Annotated in this window: 20 protein-coding genes; 15 read left to right on the forward strand and 5 right to left on the reverse strand. The window is 62.0% G+C overall.

What is annotated here, in order from left to right; genetic code table 11:
• Window position 1 precedes the first annotated feature (1 nt).
• The 4 genes from AC0L28_RS00335 (at window position 2) to AC0L28_RS00350 (ending at window position 4,333) form a co-directional block, all read left to right on the forward strand.
• On the forward strand, window positions 2-874 hold the full coding sequence (locus tag AC0L28_RS00335; RefSeq protein ID WP_473474910.1) for a carbohydrate ABC transporter permease: 873 nt from the start codon (window positions 2-4) through the stop codon (window positions 872-874).
• Window positions 875-933: 59 nt separating this feature from the next.
• Window positions 934-2,439 carry an ABC transporter substrate-binding protein gene (locus tag AC0L28_RS00340; RefSeq protein ID WP_473474912.1) on the forward strand — a complete coding sequence of 502 codons (1,506 nt, stop codon included), beginning with the start codon at window positions 934-936 and terminating at the stop codon, window positions 2,437-2,439.
• A 69-nt stretch (window positions 2,440-2,508) separates the two neighbouring features.
• Entirely contained in the window at window positions 2,509-3,234 is a 726-nt protein-coding gene (locus AC0L28_RS00345) for an SDR family oxidoreductase (protein ID WP_473474914.1), read from the forward strand.
• A gap of 31 nt (window positions 3,235-3,265) precedes the next feature.
• Window positions 3,266-4,333 carry an ABC transporter ATP-binding protein gene (locus AC0L28_RS00350; RefSeq protein WP_473474916.1) on the forward strand — a complete coding sequence of 356 codons (1,068 nt, stop codon included), beginning with the start codon at window positions 3,266-3,268 and terminating at the stop codon, window positions 4,331-4,333.
• Between the two features lie 32 nt (window positions 4,334-4,365).
• On the opposite strand, the gene AC0L28_RS00355 is transcribed toward AC0L28_RS00350, so the two are convergent.
• The 3 genes from AC0L28_RS00355 to AC0L28_RS00365 all read right to left on the reverse strand — a co-directional run bounded on the left by AC0L28_RS00355 (window position 4,366) and on the right by AC0L28_RS00365 (window position 7,074).
• A complete protein-coding gene (locus AC0L28_RS00355; RefSeq protein WP_473474917.1) occupies window positions 4,366-4,722 on the reverse strand; it encodes a DUF488 domain-containing protein in 357 nt (118 codons plus the stop codon).
• 97 nt (window positions 4,723-4,819) lie between these two features.
• On the reverse strand, window positions 4,820-6,076 hold the full coding sequence (locus AC0L28_RS00360) for an aminopeptidase (protein WP_287251837.1): 1,257 nt from the start codon (window positions 6,074-6,076) through the stop codon (window positions 4,820-4,822).
• 83 nt (window positions 6,077-6,159) lie between these two features.
• Window positions 6,160-7,074 carry a LysR substrate-binding domain-containing protein gene (locus AC0L28_RS00365; RefSeq protein ID WP_287213787.1) on the reverse strand — a complete coding sequence of 305 codons (915 nt, stop codon included), beginning with the start codon at window positions 7,072-7,074 and terminating at the stop codon, window positions 6,160-6,162.
• A 97-nt stretch (window positions 7,075-7,171) separates the two neighbouring features.
• Here AC0L28_RS00365 and AC0L28_RS00370 point away from each other — a divergent pair, with 97 nt between their 5' ends.
• The 3 genes from AC0L28_RS00370 to sbmA all read left to right on the forward strand — a co-directional run bounded on the left by AC0L28_RS00370 (window position 7,172) and on the right by sbmA (window position 10,304).
• Window positions 7,172-7,384 (forward strand): hypothetical protein, encoded by a 213-nt coding sequence (locus tag AC0L28_RS00370; RefSeq protein WP_023799412.1) that lies wholly within the window; start codon window positions 7,172-7,174, stop codon window positions 7,382-7,384.
• 359 nt (window positions 7,385-7,743) lie between these two features.
• On the forward strand, window positions 7,744-8,904 hold the full coding sequence (locus AC0L28_RS00375) for a YbfB/YjiJ family MFS transporter (RefSeq protein WP_473474920.1): 1,161 nt from the start codon (window positions 7,744-7,746) through the stop codon (window positions 8,902-8,904).
• A 122-nt stretch (window positions 8,905-9,026) separates the two neighbouring features.
• Entirely contained in the window at window positions 9,027-10,304 is a 1,278-nt protein-coding gene (sbmA, locus tag AC0L28_RS00380) for a peptide antibiotic transporter SbmA (RefSeq protein ID WP_473474922.1), read from the forward strand.
• A 28-nt stretch (window positions 10,305-10,332) separates the two neighbouring features.
• On the opposite strand, the gene AC0L28_RS00385 is transcribed toward sbmA, so the two are convergent.
• A complete protein-coding gene (locus tag AC0L28_RS00385; RefSeq protein ID WP_473474924.1) occupies window positions 10,333-11,325 on the reverse strand; it encodes a polysaccharide deacetylase family protein in 993 nt (330 codons plus the stop codon).
• Between the two features lie 299 nt (window positions 11,326-11,624).
• Here AC0L28_RS00385 and AC0L28_RS00390 point away from each other — a divergent pair, with 299 nt between their 5' ends.
• Together AC0L28_RS00390 and der are read left to right on the forward strand one after the other, a co-directional pair.
• On the forward strand, window positions 11,625-12,290 hold the full coding sequence (locus AC0L28_RS00390) for a tetratricopeptide repeat protein (protein WP_419696208.1): 666 nt from the start codon (window positions 11,625-11,627) through the stop codon (window positions 12,288-12,290).
• A gap of 3 nt (window positions 12,291-12,293) precedes the next feature.
• On the forward strand, window positions 12,294-13,724 hold the full coding sequence (gene der, locus AC0L28_RS00395) for a ribosome biogenesis GTPase Der (protein WP_473474926.1): 1,431 nt from the start codon (window positions 12,294-12,296) through the stop codon (window positions 13,722-13,724).
• A gap of 39 nt (window positions 13,725-13,763) precedes the next feature.
• On the opposite strand, the gene AC0L28_RS00400 is transcribed toward der, so the two are convergent.
• The gene (locus AC0L28_RS00400; RefSeq protein ID WP_023799406.1) at window positions 13,764-14,522 is read right to left on the reverse strand and encodes an SDR family NAD(P)-dependent oxidoreductase; all 759 of its coding nucleotides are present in this window, start codon (window positions 14,520-14,522) and stop codon (window positions 13,764-13,766) included.
• 190 nt (window positions 14,523-14,712) lie between these two features.
• On the opposite strand from AC0L28_RS00400, the gene AC0L28_RS00405 reads away from it, so the two are divergent.
• From AC0L28_RS00405 to AC0L28_RS00430, 6 genes are all read left to right on the forward strand, one after another.
• Window positions 14,713-15,309: a L,D-transpeptidase gene (locus AC0L28_RS00405; protein ID WP_023799405.1), complete on the forward strand. Its 597-nt coding sequence runs from the start codon at window positions 14,713-14,715 to the stop codon at window positions 15,307-15,309.
• A gap of 199 nt (window positions 15,310-15,508) precedes the next feature.
• Window positions 15,509-15,646 (forward strand): ABC transporter, encoded by a 138-nt coding sequence (locus AC0L28_RS00410; RefSeq protein WP_084646669.1) that lies wholly within the window; start codon window positions 15,509-15,511, stop codon window positions 15,644-15,646.
• A gap of 138 nt (window positions 15,647-15,784) precedes the next feature.
• Window positions 15,785-16,369: a hypothetical protein gene (locus AC0L28_RS00415; RefSeq protein WP_031255001.1), complete on the forward strand. Its 585-nt coding sequence runs from the start codon at window positions 15,785-15,787 to the stop codon at window positions 16,367-16,369.
• Window positions 16,370-16,526: 157 nt separating this feature from the next.
• Window positions 16,527-17,114 (forward strand): protein-S-isoprenylcysteine O-methyltransferase, encoded by a 588-nt coding sequence (locus tag AC0L28_RS00420; protein ID WP_031254999.1) that lies wholly within the window; start codon window positions 16,527-16,529, stop codon window positions 17,112-17,114.
• 10 nt (window positions 17,115-17,124) lie between these two features.
• The gene (locus AC0L28_RS00425) at window positions 17,125-17,904 is read left to right on the forward strand and encodes a hypothetical protein (RefSeq protein ID WP_023799402.1); all 780 of its coding nucleotides are present in this window, start codon (window positions 17,125-17,127) and stop codon (window positions 17,902-17,904) included.
• Entirely contained in the window at window positions 17,904-18,791 is an 888-nt protein-coding gene (locus AC0L28_RS00430) for an SDR family NAD(P)-dependent oxidoreductase (RefSeq protein ID WP_473475375.1), read from the forward strand. Before AC0L28_RS00425 ends, AC0L28_RS00430 begins: the two co-directional genes overlap by 1 nt.
• The last annotated feature ends 170 nt before the right edge of the window (window positions 18,792-18,961 follow it).

Genomic DNA, 18,961 nt, shown 5'->3' on the forward strand with positions numbered 1-18,961 from the left:
AATGAACGGCTCCTTCTCGACCCGCATGCTTCGCACCATCGCCGCCTGGGTTGTGGTCGCAATCTTCTTCTTTCCGATCTACTACTGGACGTCGGTGGCGTTCAAACACGGCAATGACATCTTCAACCGGCCGCCGAAACTGTTCGCCTTCACGCCGACCTTCGACAATTTCCAGAAGGTGTTCGGGATTTCGCTGGGCAGCGGCGGCATCACGGTGACGCCGGGCGGCGGCAATTTCTACATGGCGCCCCGCGTCTGGGATTCGATTGTGATCGCGACGCTGTCGACCGTGCTCGCCGTCGCCGTCGCCACGCTTGCCGCCTATGCCCTGTCGCGCATGAACTTCCGCGGCCGGCACAGTTTCGTCGGCTGGGTGTTGTCGACGCGCATGATGCCGCCCGTCGCGGTCGCGGTGCCGATGTTCTTCATCTACAAGAATTTCGGTCTCATCGACACCTATACCGGCATGGTGCTGATCCACGCGCTGATGAACCTGCCGCTCGCCGTCCTCCTGATGAAGAGCTTCTTCGACGACATTCCTTCCGAGATCGACGAGAGCGCCATCGTCGACGGCGCCAGCCGCTTCATGATTTTTCGCAGGATCGTGCTGCCGATGGCCAAGGGCGGCATCGCCGCCACGGCGGTGCTCTGCTTCATCTTCAGCTGGACCGAATTCCTCTTTGCGCTAACCCTGACCACCACGTCGCTCAAGACCGTGCCTGTCGTCTCGTCGACCTTCGTCACCTCGATCGGCACCGCCTGGGGCAACATGGCCGCGCTTGGCGCCGCCTCCATCATTCCCGCTTTCATCTTCATTCTGTTGGTTCAGAAGCACCTCGTGCGCGGTCTCACGATGGGATCGTTGAAACAATAGATGGGAGGCTCGAATTCGCAGCCTTGAGAAAATCGCGAATTAAACCGGAGGAGTAGACAATGAAAGACAGCATCAGAAAGACGCATCTTGCCTCTGTCACCGACCGCTTCGTTCGCGGACAGATGGACCGCCGCTCGTTTCTTCGCGCAGCAGGCATTCTCGGCCTCGGCGCCGGCGCGCTCGGCATGGGCCTGGGACGGCGTCCGTTGTACGGCATCAGCCAGGCATCGGCTCAGGAACAGGAACTGAAGCCCAGCGCCGAAATCACCAAATGGCTCTCGGATGTCGGCAAGCCCTTTGCCGGAACGACGCTCCGTCTCGCCACCGAATCGACACCGCCGTCCAATGCCATCGCCACGCAGCTCAAGCAGTATTTCGAGGAGGCTACCGGCATCAAGGTCGAGATCGAAGTGCTGCCGCTCGAGCAGGTGCTGCAGAAGCTGACCCTTGACGTGGCTTCGAGCCTCGGCACTTACGACCTCTACTATATCGACCAGAGCTGGGCGGCGAGCTTCAGCCAGGACGTCTTCGATCCGCGCGAGCAGCTCAAGAACGCCGACCTGGCAATGCCGAACTACAACATCGACGACTTCCTGAAGCCGCTCGTCGACGGTATCGCCATGTACGAGGACCGCATGGTCGGCGTGCCCTACGACATCCCGATCTTCATCATGCAGTACCGCAAGGACATCTGGGACGAGCTCAAGCTGCCGCCTCCGGCGACTCTGGACGATTTGCTGAAGGCGTCTGCGGCGATCACCGACGCCAAGGGCCCCAACATGTACGGCACCAGCGGCCAGATGAAATCGGGCCATTACAGCCTCGAATGCGATTGGACGGCGTGGCTTTGGGGCCATGGCGGTTCGATTTTCGGCCCCGACGGCAAGTTCACCGGCAATGACGACGCCGGCTTGGCTGCCATGGCCTACTGGGACAAGCTCAAGGCGACGATGCCGCCCGGCGTCGACGGCTGGACATGGGATGGCGAGGGCCAGTCGGTCGGCCAGGGCGTCGCCGCCTCGATGCTGTCCTGGGGCGAATTCTTCCCGTTCTTCGACGATCCCAAGGCCTCCAAGGTCTCGGGCCTGATGGAAGCGATGGTTCCGCCGAAACCTGCCGCGACGCTGCGCACCGTCGAGCAGACCGGGTTCGGCGAAATTCCGGGCGTTGGTCACCAGGGCGGCTCTTCGCTCGCGGTATCGAAATACTCGAAGAGCCCGGACGCCGCCTGGATTTTCATGCAGTGGGCGACCTCTGCCGACACCCAGGCGCTGATTACCGTTCTGGGCGGCGGTACCGGGCCAACGCGCACCAGCGTCTATGACGATCCGCGAGTGCTGGCCAATGCGCGTGTCGGCGCCGGCACGACCCGCCACTTGCCGGTCGTGCGCGACACCATCGCCAACTACATGGGATCCGAGCCCGACCTGCCGGCATGGGCAGAACTCTCGAGCGACATGATCCCGGTTGCGCTGGGCAAATATTTCGCCGGCCAGTCGGGCTCGGCCAAGGAGTCGCTCGACGCCCTGAAAACGCAGGTCGACGATCTCGTCGCCAAGGGCTGAGTCTTCCCCCGGGCTGGCTGCCCGAAGGCCGCCAGCCCGGGGTATCGACAATTTCGATTGAGGAAAGCCATGGCTGGAAAACAGCTCGTAGCAGTGACAGGAGCCAGTTCTGGTATCGGCGAGGCGGTCGCCAAGGCGTTTTCCCGCGCCGGCCACCCTGTTTTGATGATGGCCCGCCGTCTGGAGCGCATGGAGGCGCTGAACCTGCCCGACAGCATGGCTCGGCAGGTCGATGTCCGCGACCGCGCCGCGATCGCGGCTGCCGTGAAGGAGGCGGAAGCCGAATACGGACCGGTCGACATGCTGTTTGCCAATGCCGGCATTGCGCGGCTTGCCGACATAGGCCGCCAGCCGCCCCAGGAATGGGACGAGATGATCGACATCAACACCAAAGGCGTGCTGAATTCGGTCCACGCCGTGATGTCGGGCATGATGGAGCGCCGTCATGGAACGCTGTTCATGATGAGTTCGATCGCCGGCCGAAAAGTCTATCCGGATCATACGGTCTACTGCGGGACGAAATTCTTCGTTCACGCCGTGTCGGAATCGCTGCGCGACTATCTTTCCGACTATGACGTCCGCGTCGTCGTGCTTTCGCCCGGGGTGATCGAAACCGAGGTTCTGAGCGGTGTCCTCGATCCGCAGACACTCGCCAACTACAAGGCCAACAAGCTCAAGATCGGCGGCGGCATCGGCCCGGAGCACGTCGCAGACCTCATGCTGCACACCTACCAGCTGCCACAAAACGCTCTCGTGCAGGAAATCGTCATCACGCCGACCAGGCAGAAATACTGACGACCCTGACCCGGGCGTCTGGAGACAGAGAATGGCCACCGTAGAATATAAGAACATCGCCAAGAGTTTCGGCCATGTCGAGGTGATGAAGGATATCTCCTTCGGCATTGCCGACCGCGAATTCGTCGTGCTTCTTGGGCCGTCGGGCTGCGGCAAGACCACGCTCCTGCGCATGACGGCCGGGCTCGAGCGCGTGACCAACGGCGACCTTTTGATCGGCGACAGGCGGGTCAATGACGTTCACCCGCGCGATCGCGACATCGCGATGGTGTTCCAGAACTACGCGCTCTATCCGACAATGAAGGTGTTCGACAACATCGGCTTCAGCCTCGAAGTGGCGAAAGTGCCAAAGGCGGAGATCAGGAAGAAGGTCGAATGGGCGGCGGAAATCCTGAATCTTACGCCCTACCTCGGGCGCTATCCCAAGGAACTGTCGGGTGGCCAGCGCCAGCGCGTCGCCATGGGCCGCGCCATGGTGCGCAATGCCGCCGTCTTCCTTTTCGACGAGCCGCTCTCCAATCTCGACGCCAAGCTGCGCACGCATATGCGCGTGGAAATCCGCCAACTCCATAATCGTCTCGGCACGACCACGATCTACGTCACCCATGACCAGATCGAGGCGATGACGATGGCCGACAAGATCGTGCTGATGCACGCCGGCAGGATCATGCAGATCGGCACGCCCGACGAGGTCTACGAGCGCCCGAATTCGAAATATGTCGCTGATTTCATCGGCTCGCCGTCGATGAACTTCATCGCCGGCGCTGTCGAGACCGCAGGCGGCAGTCCTCGCTTCGTCGCCGAAGGCGTGTCGATCGGCCTGTCACCGCAGATCAAGGCAAAACCAGGCCAAAAAGTCATCATGGGCGTCCGGCCACACGATCTCGGCATTTCGGATACGGGTGAGATCAAGGGCGAGGTCGTGCTGTCCGAAACGACCGGCGCGGATGTCCAGATTCATTTGCGCGTGGCGGGATACGACGCCGTCGCCGTGGTGCCGCGTGACGAGCGCCGCAACGCCGGCGCCGCGATCAACCTTTCGGTTCTGCCGGGCAAGGTGCACCTCTTCGATGCGGCCACGGAACTGCGTGTCGCCTGAGCTAGCGATGACGGCGTCGGCAGAGCGCTGCCTCAGCCCTTCAGGCTGAGATAATCAGCCAAAGCCACTGCGTTGTTGTGCAACTCGTCCTGGGCGCCGTAGAGCAGCGTCACCCGGCCGTTGTCGAGCAGGGCGCGCAACTGGCCGACCGCCTCGCTGTTCCTGTCGAGCTCGCCGCGATAGCGCTGCTGGAATTCCATCCAGCGCGTCGGCTCGTGGCCGAACCATTTGCGCAGTTCATCGCTTGGCGCGACGGTCTTCAGCCACAGTGTCAGCGCGGCGTCTTCCTTGCGGACGCCGCGCGGCCATAGGCGGTCTATGAGCACCCGCTGCCCATCGCCAGGCGAGGCCGGCTCGTAGATGCGCTTGACCCTGATATCGAGTTTCATTGCCAACTCCGGGGTTGGCCGCCATGTCGTCTTGCTGGCCATGTCGTCTTGCTGGCCATCACGGCTTGCTGGCGGCTGCTTACGCCCCCACTCGCCCTTACGCCCACTCGCCCTTGCGCATCACCGGCACGCGGCCGCCGTCCTTGCCGACGCCGTCGATGTCGACCTTGTCCGAACCGATCATCCAGTCGATATGGATGAAGCTCTTGTTGCCGCCGCGCGCCGCGATCTCGTCCTGAGTGAGCGAGGCGCCGTCGACAAAGCACTTCGAATAGCACTGCCCGAGCGCGATATGGCAGGCGGCATTCTCGTCGAACAGCGTGTTGAAGAACAGCAGGCCGCTCGCCGCGATCGGCGAGGAATGCGGCACCAGGGCGACCTCGCCGAGCCGGCGTGCGCCTTCATCGGTGTCGAGCACTTTTTTCAGCACATCCTCGCCGCGGCTGGCCTTGGCCTCGACGATGCGACCCTGCTCGAAACGCACCGCGATGCCGTCGATCAGCGTGCCTTGGTACGACAGCGGCTTGGTGCTCGTAACATGGCCTTCGACGCGCCTTGCATGCGGCGTGGTGAAAACCTCCTCGGTCGGGATGTTCGGGTTGCAGGTGATGCCGTTCCTGGCAGTCGAGGCGCCGCCCATCCATTCATGGCCGTCGGCCAGGCCGACGGTCAGGTCGGTGCCGGGTCCGGTGAAATGCAGCGCATGGAAATTATGGCCGTTCAGCCATTCGGTGCGGCTGCGAAGAGCCGCATTGTGCGCCTTCCAGTTGCCGATCGGGTCGTCGACATCGACCCGTGAGGCGGCAAAGATCGCGTCGGCGAGCCTCGCCACCGCGACGTCGTCGCTGTCGCCCGGAAACACCTGCCTGGCCCAGGCCAGGTCGGGGTAGGCGACGATGTTCCAGTTGATGTCGAAGCCGGTGATCTTTTCCAGTGCCGGCTGGTAGGCGATCGAGTTCGCCTTGTTGGCGCGCGCCACTTTCGCCGGATCCTGCGCCGACAGCAGCGACGGATCCTCGCCGCGCACGGCCAGCCGCGCCGCATTGTTGGCGAAGGCCTTGGCCATGCCCTCGTAAAGCCAGCCGGCGGCGTGGTCGAAACCGGCATCGGCGCCGTAGCGGAAGCGTGCCAGCGTCATCTCGTCGTCGTTGAAGATCGGCGTCACCAGGCCGGCGCCGGCCTTGTAGGCGTGCTCGACGATCCGCCGCGTCAAAGGCAGCGCTGCGATCGACGATGTGAGCACCAGGTCCTGCCCCGGTTGCAATTGCAGCCCGACCTTGATGGCGACTTCTGCCAGCCTGTCGAGCTTCACCGGGTCGATCGTTGCGGAAACGCCGCGCGAATGTGTGGTCATGATCCTGCCTGTCGCGATGTGGGAGCCTGGTTCTTACATAGACCGGTGCCATCGGTCTTTCCACCGTGATCGACCGGGCCTGCTCAGGCCGCGCCGGCGAGCGCGCCGAACTGCGCCATCGTCGCCTCGATCTCCTCGCGGATCCAGATCTTGAAATCGCGCACCTTGCGGCTCTCGCTCTTGCTGGCCGAGGTCACCAGCCAGTAGCCCAGCCCGCTCTCGGCGCGGACGCCGAACGGCGCGACCAGCCGGCCGTCGGCGAGAGCATCAGCCGTCAGCAATTGCCAGCCGAGCATGACGCCGTGGCCGGCGATCGCCGATTCCAGGCACAGCATCGGGTCGGTGAAGCGCGCGCCCTTGAGGAAGCTGACCGGCTTCACCCCGGCCGCCTCGAACCAGCTTTCCCAGCTGATCATCGCTTTTTCGTCGGTGATCGCGCAGGTCAGGGCGAGATCATCGATCGATTTCAGTTTGTCGGCGATCACCGGGGCGCAGACCGGGAAGACTTCCTGCGCCAGCAGCAGTTGCGCGCGCACGCCCGGCCATTTGCCGTCGCCAAGCCGGATGGCGATGTCGATGTCCGAGCGATCGAGATCGGCAATCCGCACCGAGGCGTCGATACGCAAAAGCACATTCGGATGCCGGGCGAAGTGGCGTGACAGTCGAGGCAGCAGCCACTTCGAGGCAAAGGCCGGCGCAACCGAGACCACCAGCGTGCATTCGGAGGCCTCGTCGGCGAGCGCCACGGCTTGGGCGAGCTCGCGGAAACCTGCCCCGAGCCGGGCGGTGAAGACGGTGCCGAATTCGGTCGGCACCAGACCGCTTGCCGTTCGCTCGAACAGCGCCTGGCCAAGTTGCGCTTCCGTCCGCTTGACCTGCTGGCTGACGGCGCTGGCGGACACGTTGAGTTCGCTCGCCGCAGCCGAAAGCGATCCCAGGCGGGCGACGGTTTCCACGGCGCGCAGGCCGTTGAGGTGGACGCGGTTCAGCATGGCCATACAGTTTTTCTAAACCGGCACGGTTGAAATCTCAATTGAACTGCGGGGAGGAACGGCAAATTTTAAGGAACAAGCAGACCTGTGGAGGAAAAATACGATGAAGATTTTGTCACTGCTCGGGGTCTTTTCCGCTGCCGGCGCGCGGCAAAGCCGGTCGCATGAAAGCGAGGCCACCCGATGGGCCACCGATCCGCTGTCGCATCCTGTGCTCGACACCATGTCGGAGCGCGAACTCGGCGACCTGCCATTCCGGATGACAGCCCGGCGCACGGCCTACGAGACGGGCACTGGCCAGGTCGGCTGCGGCTGAAATCCTCCGCACACAGAGGATTTGACTTTAATTAGACCCGAAAAGGACTGCGGGCGGTCGCTGCGGAAACGTTCGCGGGACAGCGCCCCCCTCTGTCCTGCTGGACATCTCCCCCACCAGGGGGAGATTGGCTTTCATCTCCGCTTTCGCCAAATCTCCAGAAGTTGAAGAAGGAGAGCCGGCGCCGAAGCTGCCGATCTCCCCCCTCGTGGGTATGCCCGGCAGGGCAGAGAGGGGCGCGAAGCATCGCCGACGTTCGTTCTGTACCGCCGCGGCGCTCGGATACGGTCCTTGCAACCCGCCCTGGCCCAATAAAAGGCGGATTGTCTCACCGGCTCGTGCACCTATTGTGCACTGCAATGAACATCGCTTCGCCGTCCCCTTTGCGCCTCGCCTTCGCCGGCATGATTGCCCTGGCCGTTGCCATGGGCATCGGCCGCTTCGTCTATACGCCGATCCTGCCCGGCATGATGGAGGAACTTGGCCTGACGCCGGCCGATGCCGGCTGGATCGCGTCCGCCAACTATCTCGGCTATCTCGTTGGCGCGCTCGCAGCCGTCGGCGGCTGGGCACACGGTCGCGAGCGCCTGCTGATGCTTGCCGGTCTTGCCGCCACCGCAGTCCTCACCGGGCTGATGGGCCTGGCCGACACGATGGCGGCCTTTCTCGTCATCCGCTTTCTTGCCGGTGTGGCCAGCGCCTTCGTCCTTGTGTTCATGTCCAGCATCGTTTTCGGCCATCTCGCCGCGGTCGGCCGAAACGACCTGCAGGCGCTGCATTTCGGCGGCGTCGGCCTTGGCATAGCAGCGTCCTCGGCGCTGATGGCAACACTCGTCACCGGACATGCCGGTTGGCCGGCGGGCTGGTTCTGGTCCGCCGCGATCTCGGCCTGCGCCATTGCCGTCGTGATGCTGCTGCTCGGCAGCACTGCGACCGCCAACGGCGCCGATGGTCGCGAACCGGCGCTGCCAAAGGACCGCGCGCTGGTGAAGATCATCGTCGCCTACGGGCTGTTCGGCTTCGGCTATATCGTGACGGCGACGTTCCTGGTCGCCATCGTCCGGCAGGGCGGCGGCGGCCGCGTCTTCGAGGCCGTGGTGTGGATGGTCACCGGCCTTGCCGGGATTCCATCGGTCTGGCTTTGGCAGAAGATCGCGGCAAAGATCGGGCTCTACCGGGCTTATGCCTGGGGGTGCCTCGTCGAGGTGGTTGGGGTCAGCGCGAGCGTCACTATGGGCGGACACGTGGGGCCGCTGCTTGGCGGGTTTCTGCTTGGCGGCACCTTCATCGCCATCACCGCGCTCGGCTTACAGAGCGGAAGGCAGCTTGCCCCGCAAGCGCCACGCCGGATCCTGGCGTTGATGACGGCCTCCTTCGGCCTCGGTCAGATCATCGGTCCGATCGTCGCCGGCCTGCTTGCCGAAGCCTCGGGCGACTTCTTCCTCGCATCGATCGTGGCCGCCGCCGTGCTGCTTGTCTCCGGCGCGGTCATCTGGTCGGCTGCGCCAAAATCGCCATGATTGTGGTCTTGCTCGGTGCCGGGCATCACGCACCGGCCATTTTCATTCCGATCGATGTGTGACCTTATGCCCGCTGAACAGCAACGCCGCTGATTTGCGCATCGACCGAGGATTTCCTAACAGTGTTCGTATCCTTCTTCCCCCAGCCGAAGTTGTTTTTCACTTCGGCCGTCGCCTGGAGCCTTCTGCTCGTCCTCCTGTGGTTTTTCGGCGGCGAGCACCTTGGCACGATGCTCGGCATGCCGCCGGTCGACCCGCAGGCAGCACCAGTCATCAGCCCGATAAGATTCCTGACGCCGGCATTCCTCTGGTTTTACGGATATTTCTTCGCCGGTATGGGCGTATTCTACCTTTTCTGGGCGCTGTATTCCCCGCATCGCTGGCAAAACTGGTCGATCCTTGGCTCTGGTTTGATTATTTTCGTCACCAATTTCATCGTGCAGATCAGCGTGGCGCTCAATGACTGGCGCGGCATGTTTTACGACATGGTGCAGAAGGCGCTGACCACGCCGGGCTCCGTTACCCCTGCCGAGCTGTACTACGGAGTATGGCAGTTTCTGTCCTTGGCGCTGGTCTATATGAGCATTGCCGTCCTGAACGTCTTTTTCGTCAGGCACTATGTGTTTCGCTGGCGCACCGCGATGAACGATTATTTTACCGCTTACTGGCCGCGGCTGCGCCATATCGAAGGGGCGTCGCAGCGCGTTCAGGACGACACGATGCGCTTCTCCGGCACAATGCAGGGGCTCGGCGTGAACTTTATCGACTCCATCATGACCCTGATTGCATTCCTGCCCTTGCTGGCCTCCCTTTCTCTCCATGTCTCAACGCTCCCAATCGTCGGAGCAATCCCTTATCCGCTGGTCATTGCGGCGATCACCTGGTCGCTGTTTGGCACTGGCTTGTTGGCAGTCGTCGGCGTCAGGCTGCCCGGGTTGGAATTTCGCAATCAGCGGGTTGAAGCCGCGCTGCGCAAGGAACTTGTCCTCGGCGAGGACGACACGGCACGAGCGCAGCCACCAACTCTGGCCGAGCTTTTCAGAAATGTTCGCAAGAACTATTTCACTCTCTATGCACACTATGTCTATTTCGACATGGTACGCTATCTATACCTTCAAGTCGACAACGTATTCGCCACGCTTATTCTTGTTCCGACCTTGGCAATCGGCAAGATAACATTTGGCGTTTTCCAGCAGATTGTCACCGCCTTTTCACAAGTCGCCACTTCGTTCCAATATCTCGTGAATTCCTGGCCGACCATCGTCGAGCTGATATCCATCTACAAGCGCCTGCGCGCCTTCGAGGCGACACTTGAAGGGGCGCCGCTGCCGGAAATCGACCAGGCCTATCTGGAGCGAGAGCGAGCCGGCTTGCGGCCTGAGGATCAGCCGGTAAGTTGAGAGTGACGGGGCGGCGAGCGCTTTCGGTTCAGCCGCCCACCGACGCCCACTTTTGCCGGCGTTGGCGCGAAACATAGTCGCGATAGCTGATGCACTCGACATCGGGCCTGGTGCAGACCTCGCCGGCAAAGCGCTCGAGCGCCTTCCAGTAGGCGCCGTCATTCATCAGTGTGAAATGGAAGCCGAGTTCCAGCGGAATGCGTTTGCCCTGATATTGCGCTTCGAAGGCGGCGCGAAAGGCGTCATGGGTCCGGTTGGCGAATTCGTCCGCCTGGCTCGGCCGCTCGAAGCCGCCGGAATGCCTGACATAGAGATTGTAGTCCATCGCGATCACCGGCCTTGTGTCAGGACCTTCCGGAATCTTCGGCAGTGAGAAGCGCGTGATGCCGTCGCTGGTCGGTGGCCGGGCAGGGCCGCGCGACACACCGCTCGCGTCGAACCAATAGCCCGCCCTTGGCAGCGCCTCGTAGAGCGCCTTGTTTGCCGACAGATAGGGTGCGCGAAAGCCAACCGCCTTACGTGCAATTTCGCGCCAGCCTGCGGGTTCGGAGGTAATAGCGTTGATCGAATAGGCATTTTCGAGAATGCGCTTGAACGAACCGAACTCGCTCAGCCAGTCGGCCTTGTTCCAGTCCTTGCCGTCGAAATGGCCGCAAGCGTGGCTGCCGATGTCATGGCCTTCCGAGGCGGCAAGGTTTATCTGCTCGAGCCGGTCAGCGATTTCCTGTTTCGAGGCGGCGAAGCCGATATTGGATTTGCCTGATGCCTTGCCGGGCGCCGTGTATTGCTTGCGCGTCTCCGGCGAGAGCAGGAAGACGCAGGACACGAAGTAGGTGAAATGGGCGCCGGTGCGCTGGGCCAGCGCCCGGCTGCGCTTCCATTGCAAAATATCGCGGGCGCTGTCGAACGAGATGAGGACGGCCTGCTTTGGCTTTGCCGGCGCTGGCGGGTCGGCGACAGCAGCGCCCGCCGCAGCAAGCGACGCGATCGAAAACGCAACAGCGCGGGACAAACGAGGCATCAGTGTCTGATCTGGATTTTGAGGAGGGTTCGCGCACCGGCTATCGGCGAAATGTGGCGTGGGTGCGGTCGCCCTTTGCAGTCATCCTTTACATCGTCGTCCGGCGATTAGCCGATTTTCCGGTCGAACCCCTTCCATGCCGGCAAAATTTCGCTAAAACGCGGGCTACCGCATCGGCCTGAAGTGCAGAATTGATTTTTTTTCAGGAAACACGATGCGCAAATTCAAAGTGTTAGAGCGTACTTTCCATGGACGCACGTCGCTCTAAACCGCCCTGAGGCGGGCAGGATGGTTTTGAGATGTCGGACGACAGTTTTATCCGCGAAGTCAATGAAGAGATGCGTCGCGATCAGGCGCATGCGCTGTGGGACCGTTTTGGTCCTGCCTTGCTTGCGCTCGCGATACTGGTTGTGGTCGGCACCGCCGCCTTCGTCGGCTATCGCTATTGGGACGAGACCCGCGCCAATCGCTCGGGCGATGCCTTCTCGCAAGCGCTGAAGCTCGCCAATGAAGGCAAGAGCGACGAAGCGCTGGCGGCCCTCGATGCGCTGGAGAAGGATGGCTACGGCGCTTATCCGCTGCTCGCCCGCATGCGGGCGGCAACAGTCAAGGCGGACAAGGGCGACGTCGCCGCCGCCGTCAAGGACTTCGACGAGGTCGCCGCCGATGCGCACATTCCATCGGGTCTCCGCGATATGGCGCGCCTCAGGGCAGCGCTGCTGCTCGTCGACCACGGTTCGTTCGCCGATGTTTCGAGCCGAGTCGAGACGCTCACCGCCGACACCAATCCGCTGCGCCATACGGCGCGCGAGGCGCTCGGCCTTGCCGCCTGGAAGGAAGGCAAGGCGACGGACGCACTGAAACTGTTCGACCAGATTGCCTCGGATGACAGCGCCCCGCGCAACGCGCGCGAGCGGGCCACGTTGATGTCCGAGCTGATCCGTGGGTCGGGCGGCGTGTCGTGACAGATGACGTTCAAAGTCGCCATCATTGGCCGGCCTAACGTCGGCAAATCGACCCTTTTTAACAGGCTGGTGGGAAGGAAGCTGGCGCTTGTCGATGATACGCCGGGCGTCACCCGCGATCGTCGCGTCCATGCCGCCAAACTCTACGATCTGCATTTCGACGTCATCGACACTGCCGGCTTCGAAGATGCCGCTGCTTCGACGCTGCCGGGCCGCATGCGCGCCCAGACCGAGATCGCCATCCGCGAAGCCGACCTGATCTTTTTCACCATCGATGCCAAGTCCGGGCTGATGCCTGACGACAAGACCTTCGCCGAGATCGTGCGCAAGTCCGGCAAGCCGGTTGTCGTCGTCGCCAACAAGGCCGAGGCGCGCGGCGCCCAGGGCGGCATGCTGGAGGCCTGGGAACTCGGCCTTGGCGAGCCGATCCCGGTCTCGGCCGAACACGGCCAGGGCCTGCCCGATTTGCGCGATGCGGTGATATCAGCACTGGGCGAGGCGCGCGCCTTCGGCGAAGAAGAAGATGCCGACGAGGAGGCCGCCGCCAGCGAGGTGCTGATCGGCGAGGACATCACCGATCCGGATGCCGAGCCGAGCTATGACGATACCAAACCGCTGCGCATCGCCGTCGTCGGCCGTCCGAACGCCGGCAAGTCGACGCTGATCAATGCGCTGATCGGCGAGGAGCGGCTCCTGACCGGTCCGGAAGCCGGCATCACCCGCGATTCCATCTCCGTCGACTGGGACTGGCATGGCCGCCGCCTGAAACTGTTCGACACCGCCGGCATGCGCCGCAAGTCCCGGATCCACGAAAAGCTGGAAGTCATGTCGGTGCAGGACGGCTTGCGCGCCATCCGTTTTGCCGAGATCGTCATCATCGTGCTCGACGCCACCATTCCCTTCGAGAAGCAGGATCTGCAGATCGCCGACCTGATCATCCGCGAGGGCCGCGCGCCGGTGATCGCCTTCAACAAATGGGATATGATCGACCACCCCCAGGAACTCCTGGCGGAACTGCGCGAGAAGACCGAGCGGCTGTTGCCGCAGGCGCGCGGCGTCCAGGCGGTGCCGGTCTCGGCCGAGACCGGGCGCGGCCTCGACAAGCTGATGGATGCCGTCATCAAGACGCACAGGGTGTGGAACAGCCGCGTCTCGACCGGCAAGCTCAACCGCTGGCTGGAAGGCATCCTGGCGCACCATCCGCCGCCTGCCGTCGCCGGTCGCCGGCTGAAGATCAAATATGTCACCCAGGCCAAGACGCGGCCGCCAGGCTTCGTCGTGTCCTGCTCGCGGCCGGACGCGATGCCGCAATCCTATGTCCGCTACCTCTCCAACAGCCTGCGCGAAGCCTTCGACATGCCCGGCGTGCCGATCCGCATCGCCTTGCGGACCTCGGAAAATCCGTTCGCCGGCAAGGCGAAGAAACGCCGCTGAGCGCCGCGTCTTTTGGGCGCCAGCGTCAGCCACGACGCGCTAATGGGCGGTGTAAGCTCCGTCGACCAGATGGTAGCTGCCAGTGATAAAGCTGGCCTGATCGGACAACAGGAAGCACACAAGAGCCGCTACCTCTTCCGGTTTGCCGCGCCTGCCCATCGGTTGAAGGGCTGCCATGCGCCTGGTATTGGCTAATGCCTCCGCTTGCTCCGATAGAAGAGGCGTTTCGATCCAGCCGGGGCCGACGACATTGATCCGGATGCCCATCCTCGCATATTCAATCGCAGCAACCTTGGTCAGCCCAACGACCCCGTGTTTCGCTGCCGTGTATGCGGACGCAGTCGGCAAGCCGACGGAACCGAGAATTGAGGACATGTTCACGATGGCGCCTCCGCCTCGATCCAGCATGGCGGCGATTTCGTACTTCATGCTGTAGAAAACGCCATTCAGATTGACGTTCATCAGCCTGTGCCAGTTGTCGAGCGGATAGTCTGCCGTCGCTTTTCGAACGCCGTCGATGCCGGCATTGTTTACCGCCATATCCAGTCCGCCGCATTTCTGGACAGTGAACTCGATCAGCTTTTCGACGGCTGCCGCATCCGTGACATCGACCGCAAAATCGTGGGCCCTGCCTCCTTGCGCGCTTATTTCGGCAGCCATGCAGCGCGCGGCCTCGGCATCAAGGTCGGCGACAACAATTTCGGCTCCTTCTTGCGCGAGTTGCCGTGACACAGCCGCTCCTATTCCGGAGCCTGCGCCGGTCACAATCGCGACTTTACCATGGAAGTCAGGCTTCATCGTCTCTGTCCTATGCCCATTGTGGCCTAACCGAACAGAGGCGGACGGTTATCGCAAGAAGTTTCGCTCCAATTCGCTCGTCAATCCTGTGAATTCATTTTGCCACCCCACAGCGAGACTTGGCCCGCAGGCCTTGCAATGGTAGAGACGAGGAAGGGCGGTAGATTGACCAGTTTCCTAGCAGGTAGAAATGGAAGAACACAACATTGCGCGCCGGGGGCTCGTGCTGGGAAGTCTGGCTCTGATGCTCTCCGGGTGTACGTCCACGTTACAGCAGGTGACGGAGCCGATTTCATCCGCGTTCGGACCAAGGAATGGCCTCAATCCTCGTTTCCGACGGAAGCAAGTGCGGTACGACGGGAACGAGCCGCCTGGAACGATCGTCGTCGATACTTCGCAACGTTTTCTCTATGCCGTCGAGGGCGACGGGTGGGCGACGCGCTACGGCGTCGGCGTCGGCGAGCAGGGGCTTTCGTTCAAGGGTACAGCGACCGTCGCCCGCAAGGCGGACTGGCCGTCGTGGACACCCACCACCAACATGATGAGGCGCAAGCCTCGCCTGGTGAAGTATGCAGGCGGGGTCCCTGGTGGACCAAACAACCCGCTTGGTGCGCGTGCCCTTTATCTCTATCGCAACGGGCGCGACACCTACTTCCGGATACATGGTACAAACGAGCCATGGACGATAGGCACAGCGGTATCGAACGGGTGCATCCGTTTGACAAATGACGACATCATCGACCTCTACGAACGGACTCCTTTGGGCACGACGGTGGTGGTGGTTTGATGGTGGGCAGGCCCGATCTCCGTTGCATGGTGAGCCCTGCCGGCACGTCACCGCAACGATTTCGGCTGCAACCGAATGCCGACTGTGTCATTTCTGCACTAGGCTTTGGTGTAGATCGCAGCTAACTTGGTTGGGCTGCATATCTTTTTATTTGTGGCGATTCTATAGGCTGTTCCGCCCCTGGGGAAAGGATTGCTTGATGAGCAGAATGTTGATTGTAATGGTTGCTACCCTCGCCGTTACCAGCCTGAGTGGCTGCGCGAACGGGATCGGTAAAGGAAAGGGGAAGGCTCCTCCGCCGGAACCCGTTGCCGTAGAAGAGCCCGTGATTAAATAAGCACCGGCTTTCGGAGATTTGGGGAAGGGCCGCCAGGCCCTTCCCCATCGATATGCAGGGGCCAAGGCCGGATTCGCAGCCTACATGCGGTTGGCGGGCATAGGCTGGCACCAGGTCTGCCTCGGAGTTCTGGATGAGATGACGCTTGTAAGTGGCCGTTCAACAATTGTGGCCCTGCTCGCGCTTGTCGCGGCGTCATGTCAGTCGCAGGACAACAAACCCCAGCCGACTTTTGTGTCCAATGAACGGGCACTGAGTACCGCGGCGATGCCGGCGCGCGCGGCCCAACGGCATTTCATCGAGTTCCGCTCCCGGTACGCCCTTACCTACGGCCATTCCTACGTGATTTTTGGACGATTGAACCAGGCGGGACGGATGGTCAACCCCGAAGTCGCGGGGCTCGCTCCGAAGTCCGATGATCCCAATGTCTATGTTCTCGGCCATGTGGCGCCCGTGCCAGCCACGACCGGGTGGACGGACGGCGACCTGGAAGATGCCTACCGGTCGGCAAGCTGGCGCGTTTTACTTACCGAAGCCGAATATAGGAAAGTCGTCGCGAGCATACGAAAGCTGCAGGCCAGCTCTCCGCTTTGGCACGCCTCACTCTACAACTGCAACGCATTCGTAGCGGACATCGCCAGATCGATGGGGTATAAGACCCCCGGTACCTGGCTCCGGCCGCAACAATTCATAACCAAGCTTCGGGAGATGAACGGCGGTTGAAATGCGATTTGCAAACCCGCTCTCGCCTCATTCGCCCGGTCAACTCCGAATGCAGCGCGCTCTGAATGTCTTCGGTCGACAATTCGGACGCTGACATCGTTGCGACGGTTTATCGTGGTCCCAGATCGAGAAAAGGCTCCGGTGACCTGAAGTGACCATTTCTGTAGCTTCACTTGGCGAGATCATATGGGTGATCGGTCTCGTTGCCTGGTATGTGATCCGGTATCCCTTCGAGCGCCGGGCAAGGCGCGTGCGAATTGTAGCTGGCGGCCGCTCGCGTTCCGACACCGTCGGGCTTGCATCGGCTCTCCTTGGCCTGGCGATCCTGCCTGGCTTCTATGTCGCCACCGGCATCCCCGCAGCGGCTGACCATCCGGCCAGCGTGTGGTCGGTGGCGCTCGGAACCATCATCTTCTGCTCCGCGCTGTGGATTTTTCGCATGTCCCACAAGGAACTTGGCCGTAACTGGTCGATCACGCTCGAGATTCGCGAACGGCACGAACTGGTCAGCGCCGGGCCATACGCCTTGGTCCGTCACCCGATGTACACCTCGTTCCTGCTTATGGGGCTCGGCCAGCTCTTTCTGCTGCCGAACTGGGTTGCGGGCATATCCGGTTTGATTGGTTTCGCCGTCCTTTTCCTGCTGAGAGTGGACAAGGAAGAGCGTATGATGCTTGAGACTTTAGGCCCGCAATACCGTGCCTATATGGAAAGGACCAAGCGAATAGTCCCTTATCTTTATTAGAGGTCGTTTGATGCGAGGTCGAGCCATCAAGCTTTCGGCGCCCCGGCGCCTTGTTGGCGATCTGATGAGGTTTTCGATCGGCGTGCCACGGGTCGCGGTGCAGCGTCAGATGAATCTCGGCCCACTCGTAAGGGCTAGAATGGCGCAGCAGACCAGGCCCTCGTGGACCGCGATCTTCCTGAAAGGCTATGCGCTTCTCGCCCTGGAGATGCCGGAGCTGCGGCGCGCCTATGTCAAATTGCCCTGGCCGCAGCTTTACGAGTATCCGGCAAGCGTGGCCTCGATTGCCCACGAGCGCGAATATGATGGCGAGCCGGCCGTTCTGCTGAGCTGCATCAAATGCCCGGAACGCTACTCCATCACGGAACTTGAGGGGTCCATCCACGCGGCTCGATCACGGCCGATCCTCGAGGTCCCGGAGTTCCGGCGTGCCTTGCGCATGGCAGCTGCGCCCGCGCCTGTCAGGTGGCTGCTTATGTGGCTAGGGTTGAACATCGCCCGGCAAAGGGCAAATTACTTCGGTACCTTCCAACTGTCCGTCTATTCTGGTCTCGGTGCGGAATCACTCAACCCGCTGACACCATTGACCACGCTTCTGAACTACGGTCCGATCGGCAACGACGGATCGGTGAATGTCCGCATCCACTACGATCACCGGGTGATGGATGGAGCGAACGTTGCCCGAGCACTGGAGCGATTCGAAAAGATTTTGAACGGCACTGTCGCCAATGAAGTGGTGCTGCTCGGTCAGGGTGTTTCCGCTCCTGCAAGACAGAGGAACGCGACGTGATTTCGCACAGTGGATTGCGGCCGGCCGTCGTCGTGATTGGCGGCTCGGGTGGAATTGGCCGGGCAATTGCGAGCGTCGCTGCACGGGAGCACGGCGCGGTTGTGCTGGTTGCCCGCTCGCGCGAGGGTTTGGCCGCCGCGGCGTCTGAGGTTCGGGAGGCGGGTGGCGAGGTATTCACGCTCGAGCTGGATCTCGTGGCAGGCGATGCGCCAATTCGCCTGGAGGGCTTTCTGTCCGCACACGGCCTGGTCTGCGATGTCCTGGTCAACAGCGCCGGCTATGGCCTGCGGGGTGCGACGACGGCGCTGCCTGTTGATGGTCAACTCGGCATCATCGATCTCAACATACATTCCCTCACAGAACTGACCCTCCATTTTCTGCCCGGAATGGTGGCGCGCCGACGGGGCGGGGTGCTCAATCTCAGTTCCGTGGCCGGGTTCCTTCCCGGACCTTATATGGCTCTGTATTTCGCCAGCAAAGGTTTCGTGCGCTTCTTCTCAGAGGCGCTTCACCAGGAATTGCGTCGAACCGGTGTGACGGTCACGTGCGTGGCACCGGGCCCGGTGTCGACGGAGTTTCTCGCAAGGTCAGGCGCCAATCAGACGGTGCTCTTCAACGTCTTGCCCAAGGTGGATGCGGAATATGTGGCCGAACGTGCGTGGCGAGGGTTCAGATCCGGTCGTCGCCTCGTCGTGCCGGGAATCTCGGCCAAGTTGGCTGCCCTTGCGGCATCGCTCCTGCCTTCCGCAGCGCTGCTGCCCCTGGTCGGCCGGCTGCAACGCGGCGGCAATGATCAATGTCCCTGCGGTTCAGGTATGAAGTTCAAGAAATGCTGCGGTACCCGCCAGATCCAGCTGCGCCGGGGTCCTCGGGGAATTGTCCCCTGACCGGACCAGCACGCCACCGAAAAACCTTATTGAGGCAAGAGACCGCTCGCCGATGGCGGGCCGTTAAGCAAGTTCGTGGCATCGCCGTTAAGCATGTTCGTGGCATAGAGGAGGCTCCTCCATCTCTGAACAGCGCTCTGGGGAGTGGTTAACGGGACCGTTGGAGCCGT

Source organism: Mesorhizobium sp. WSM4847 (assembly GCF_055811335.1).

Bases quoted from the DNA above. Each gene is read 5' to 3' on its own strand.
- AC0L28_RS00400 (WP_023799406.1), bottom strand. From the start codon at position 14,522: ATGAAGCCTGACTTCCATGGTAAAGTCGCGATTGTGACCGGCGCAGGC.
- AC0L28_RS00350 (WP_473474916.1), top strand. From the start codon at position 3,266: ATGGCCACCGTAGAATATAAGAACATCGCCAAGAGTTTCGGCCATGTC.
- der (WP_473474926.1), top strand. From the start codon at position 12,294: ATGACGTTCAAAGTCGCCATCATTGGCCGGCCTAACGTCGGCAAATCG.
- AC0L28_RS00410 (WP_084646669.1), top strand. From the start codon at position 15,509: ATGAGCAGAATGTTGATTGTAATGGTTGCTACCCTCGCCGTTACCAGC.
- AC0L28_RS00340 (WP_473474912.1), top strand. From the start codon at position 934: ATGAAAGACAGCATCAGAAAGACGCATCTTGCCTCTGTCACCGACCGC.
- AC0L28_RS00335 (WP_473474910.1), top strand. From the start codon at position 2: ATGAACGGCTCCTTCTCGACCCGCATGCTTCGCACCATCGCCGCCTGG.
- AC0L28_RS00405 (WP_023799405.1), top strand. From the start codon at position 14,713: ATGGAAGAACACAACATTGCGCGCCGGGGGCTCGTGCTGGGAAGTCTG.
- AC0L28_RS00425 (WP_023799402.1), top strand. From the start codon at position 17,125: ATGCGAGGTCGAGCCATCAAGCTTTCGGCGCCCCGGCGCCTTGTTGGC.
- AC0L28_RS00385 (WP_473474924.1), bottom strand. From the start codon at position 11,325: ATGCCTCGTTTGTCCCGCGCTGTTGCGTTTTCGATCGCGTCGCTTGCT.
- AC0L28_RS00415 (WP_031255001.1), top strand. From the start codon at position 15,785: ATGACGCTTGTAAGTGGCCGTTCAACAATTGTGGCCCTGCTCGCGCTT.
- AC0L28_RS00360 (WP_287251837.1), bottom strand. From the start codon at position 6,076: ATGACCACACATTCGCGCGGCGTTTCCGCAACGATCGACCCGGTGAAG.
- AC0L28_RS00355 (WP_473474917.1), bottom strand. From the start codon at position 4,722: ATGAAACTCGATATCAGGGTCAAGCGCATCTACGAGCCGGCCTCGCCT.
- AC0L28_RS00390 (WP_419696208.1), top strand. From the start codon at position 11,625: ATGTCGGACGACAGTTTTATCCGCGAAGTCAATGAAGAGATGCGTCGC.
- AC0L28_RS00345 (WP_473474914.1), top strand. From the start codon at position 2,509: ATGGCTGGAAAACAGCTCGTAGCAGTGACAGGAGCCAGTTCTGGTATC.
- AC0L28_RS00375 (WP_473474920.1), top strand. From the start codon at position 7,744: ATGAACATCGCTTCGCCGTCCCCTTTGCGCCTCGCCTTCGCCGGCATG.
- AC0L28_RS00370 (WP_023799412.1), top strand. From the start codon at position 7,172: ATGAAGATTTTGTCACTGCTCGGGGTCTTTTCCGCTGCCGGCGCGCGG.
- AC0L28_RS00365 (WP_287213787.1), bottom strand. From the start codon at position 7,074: ATGGCCATGCTGAACCGCGTCCACCTCAACGGCCTGCGCGCCGTGGAA.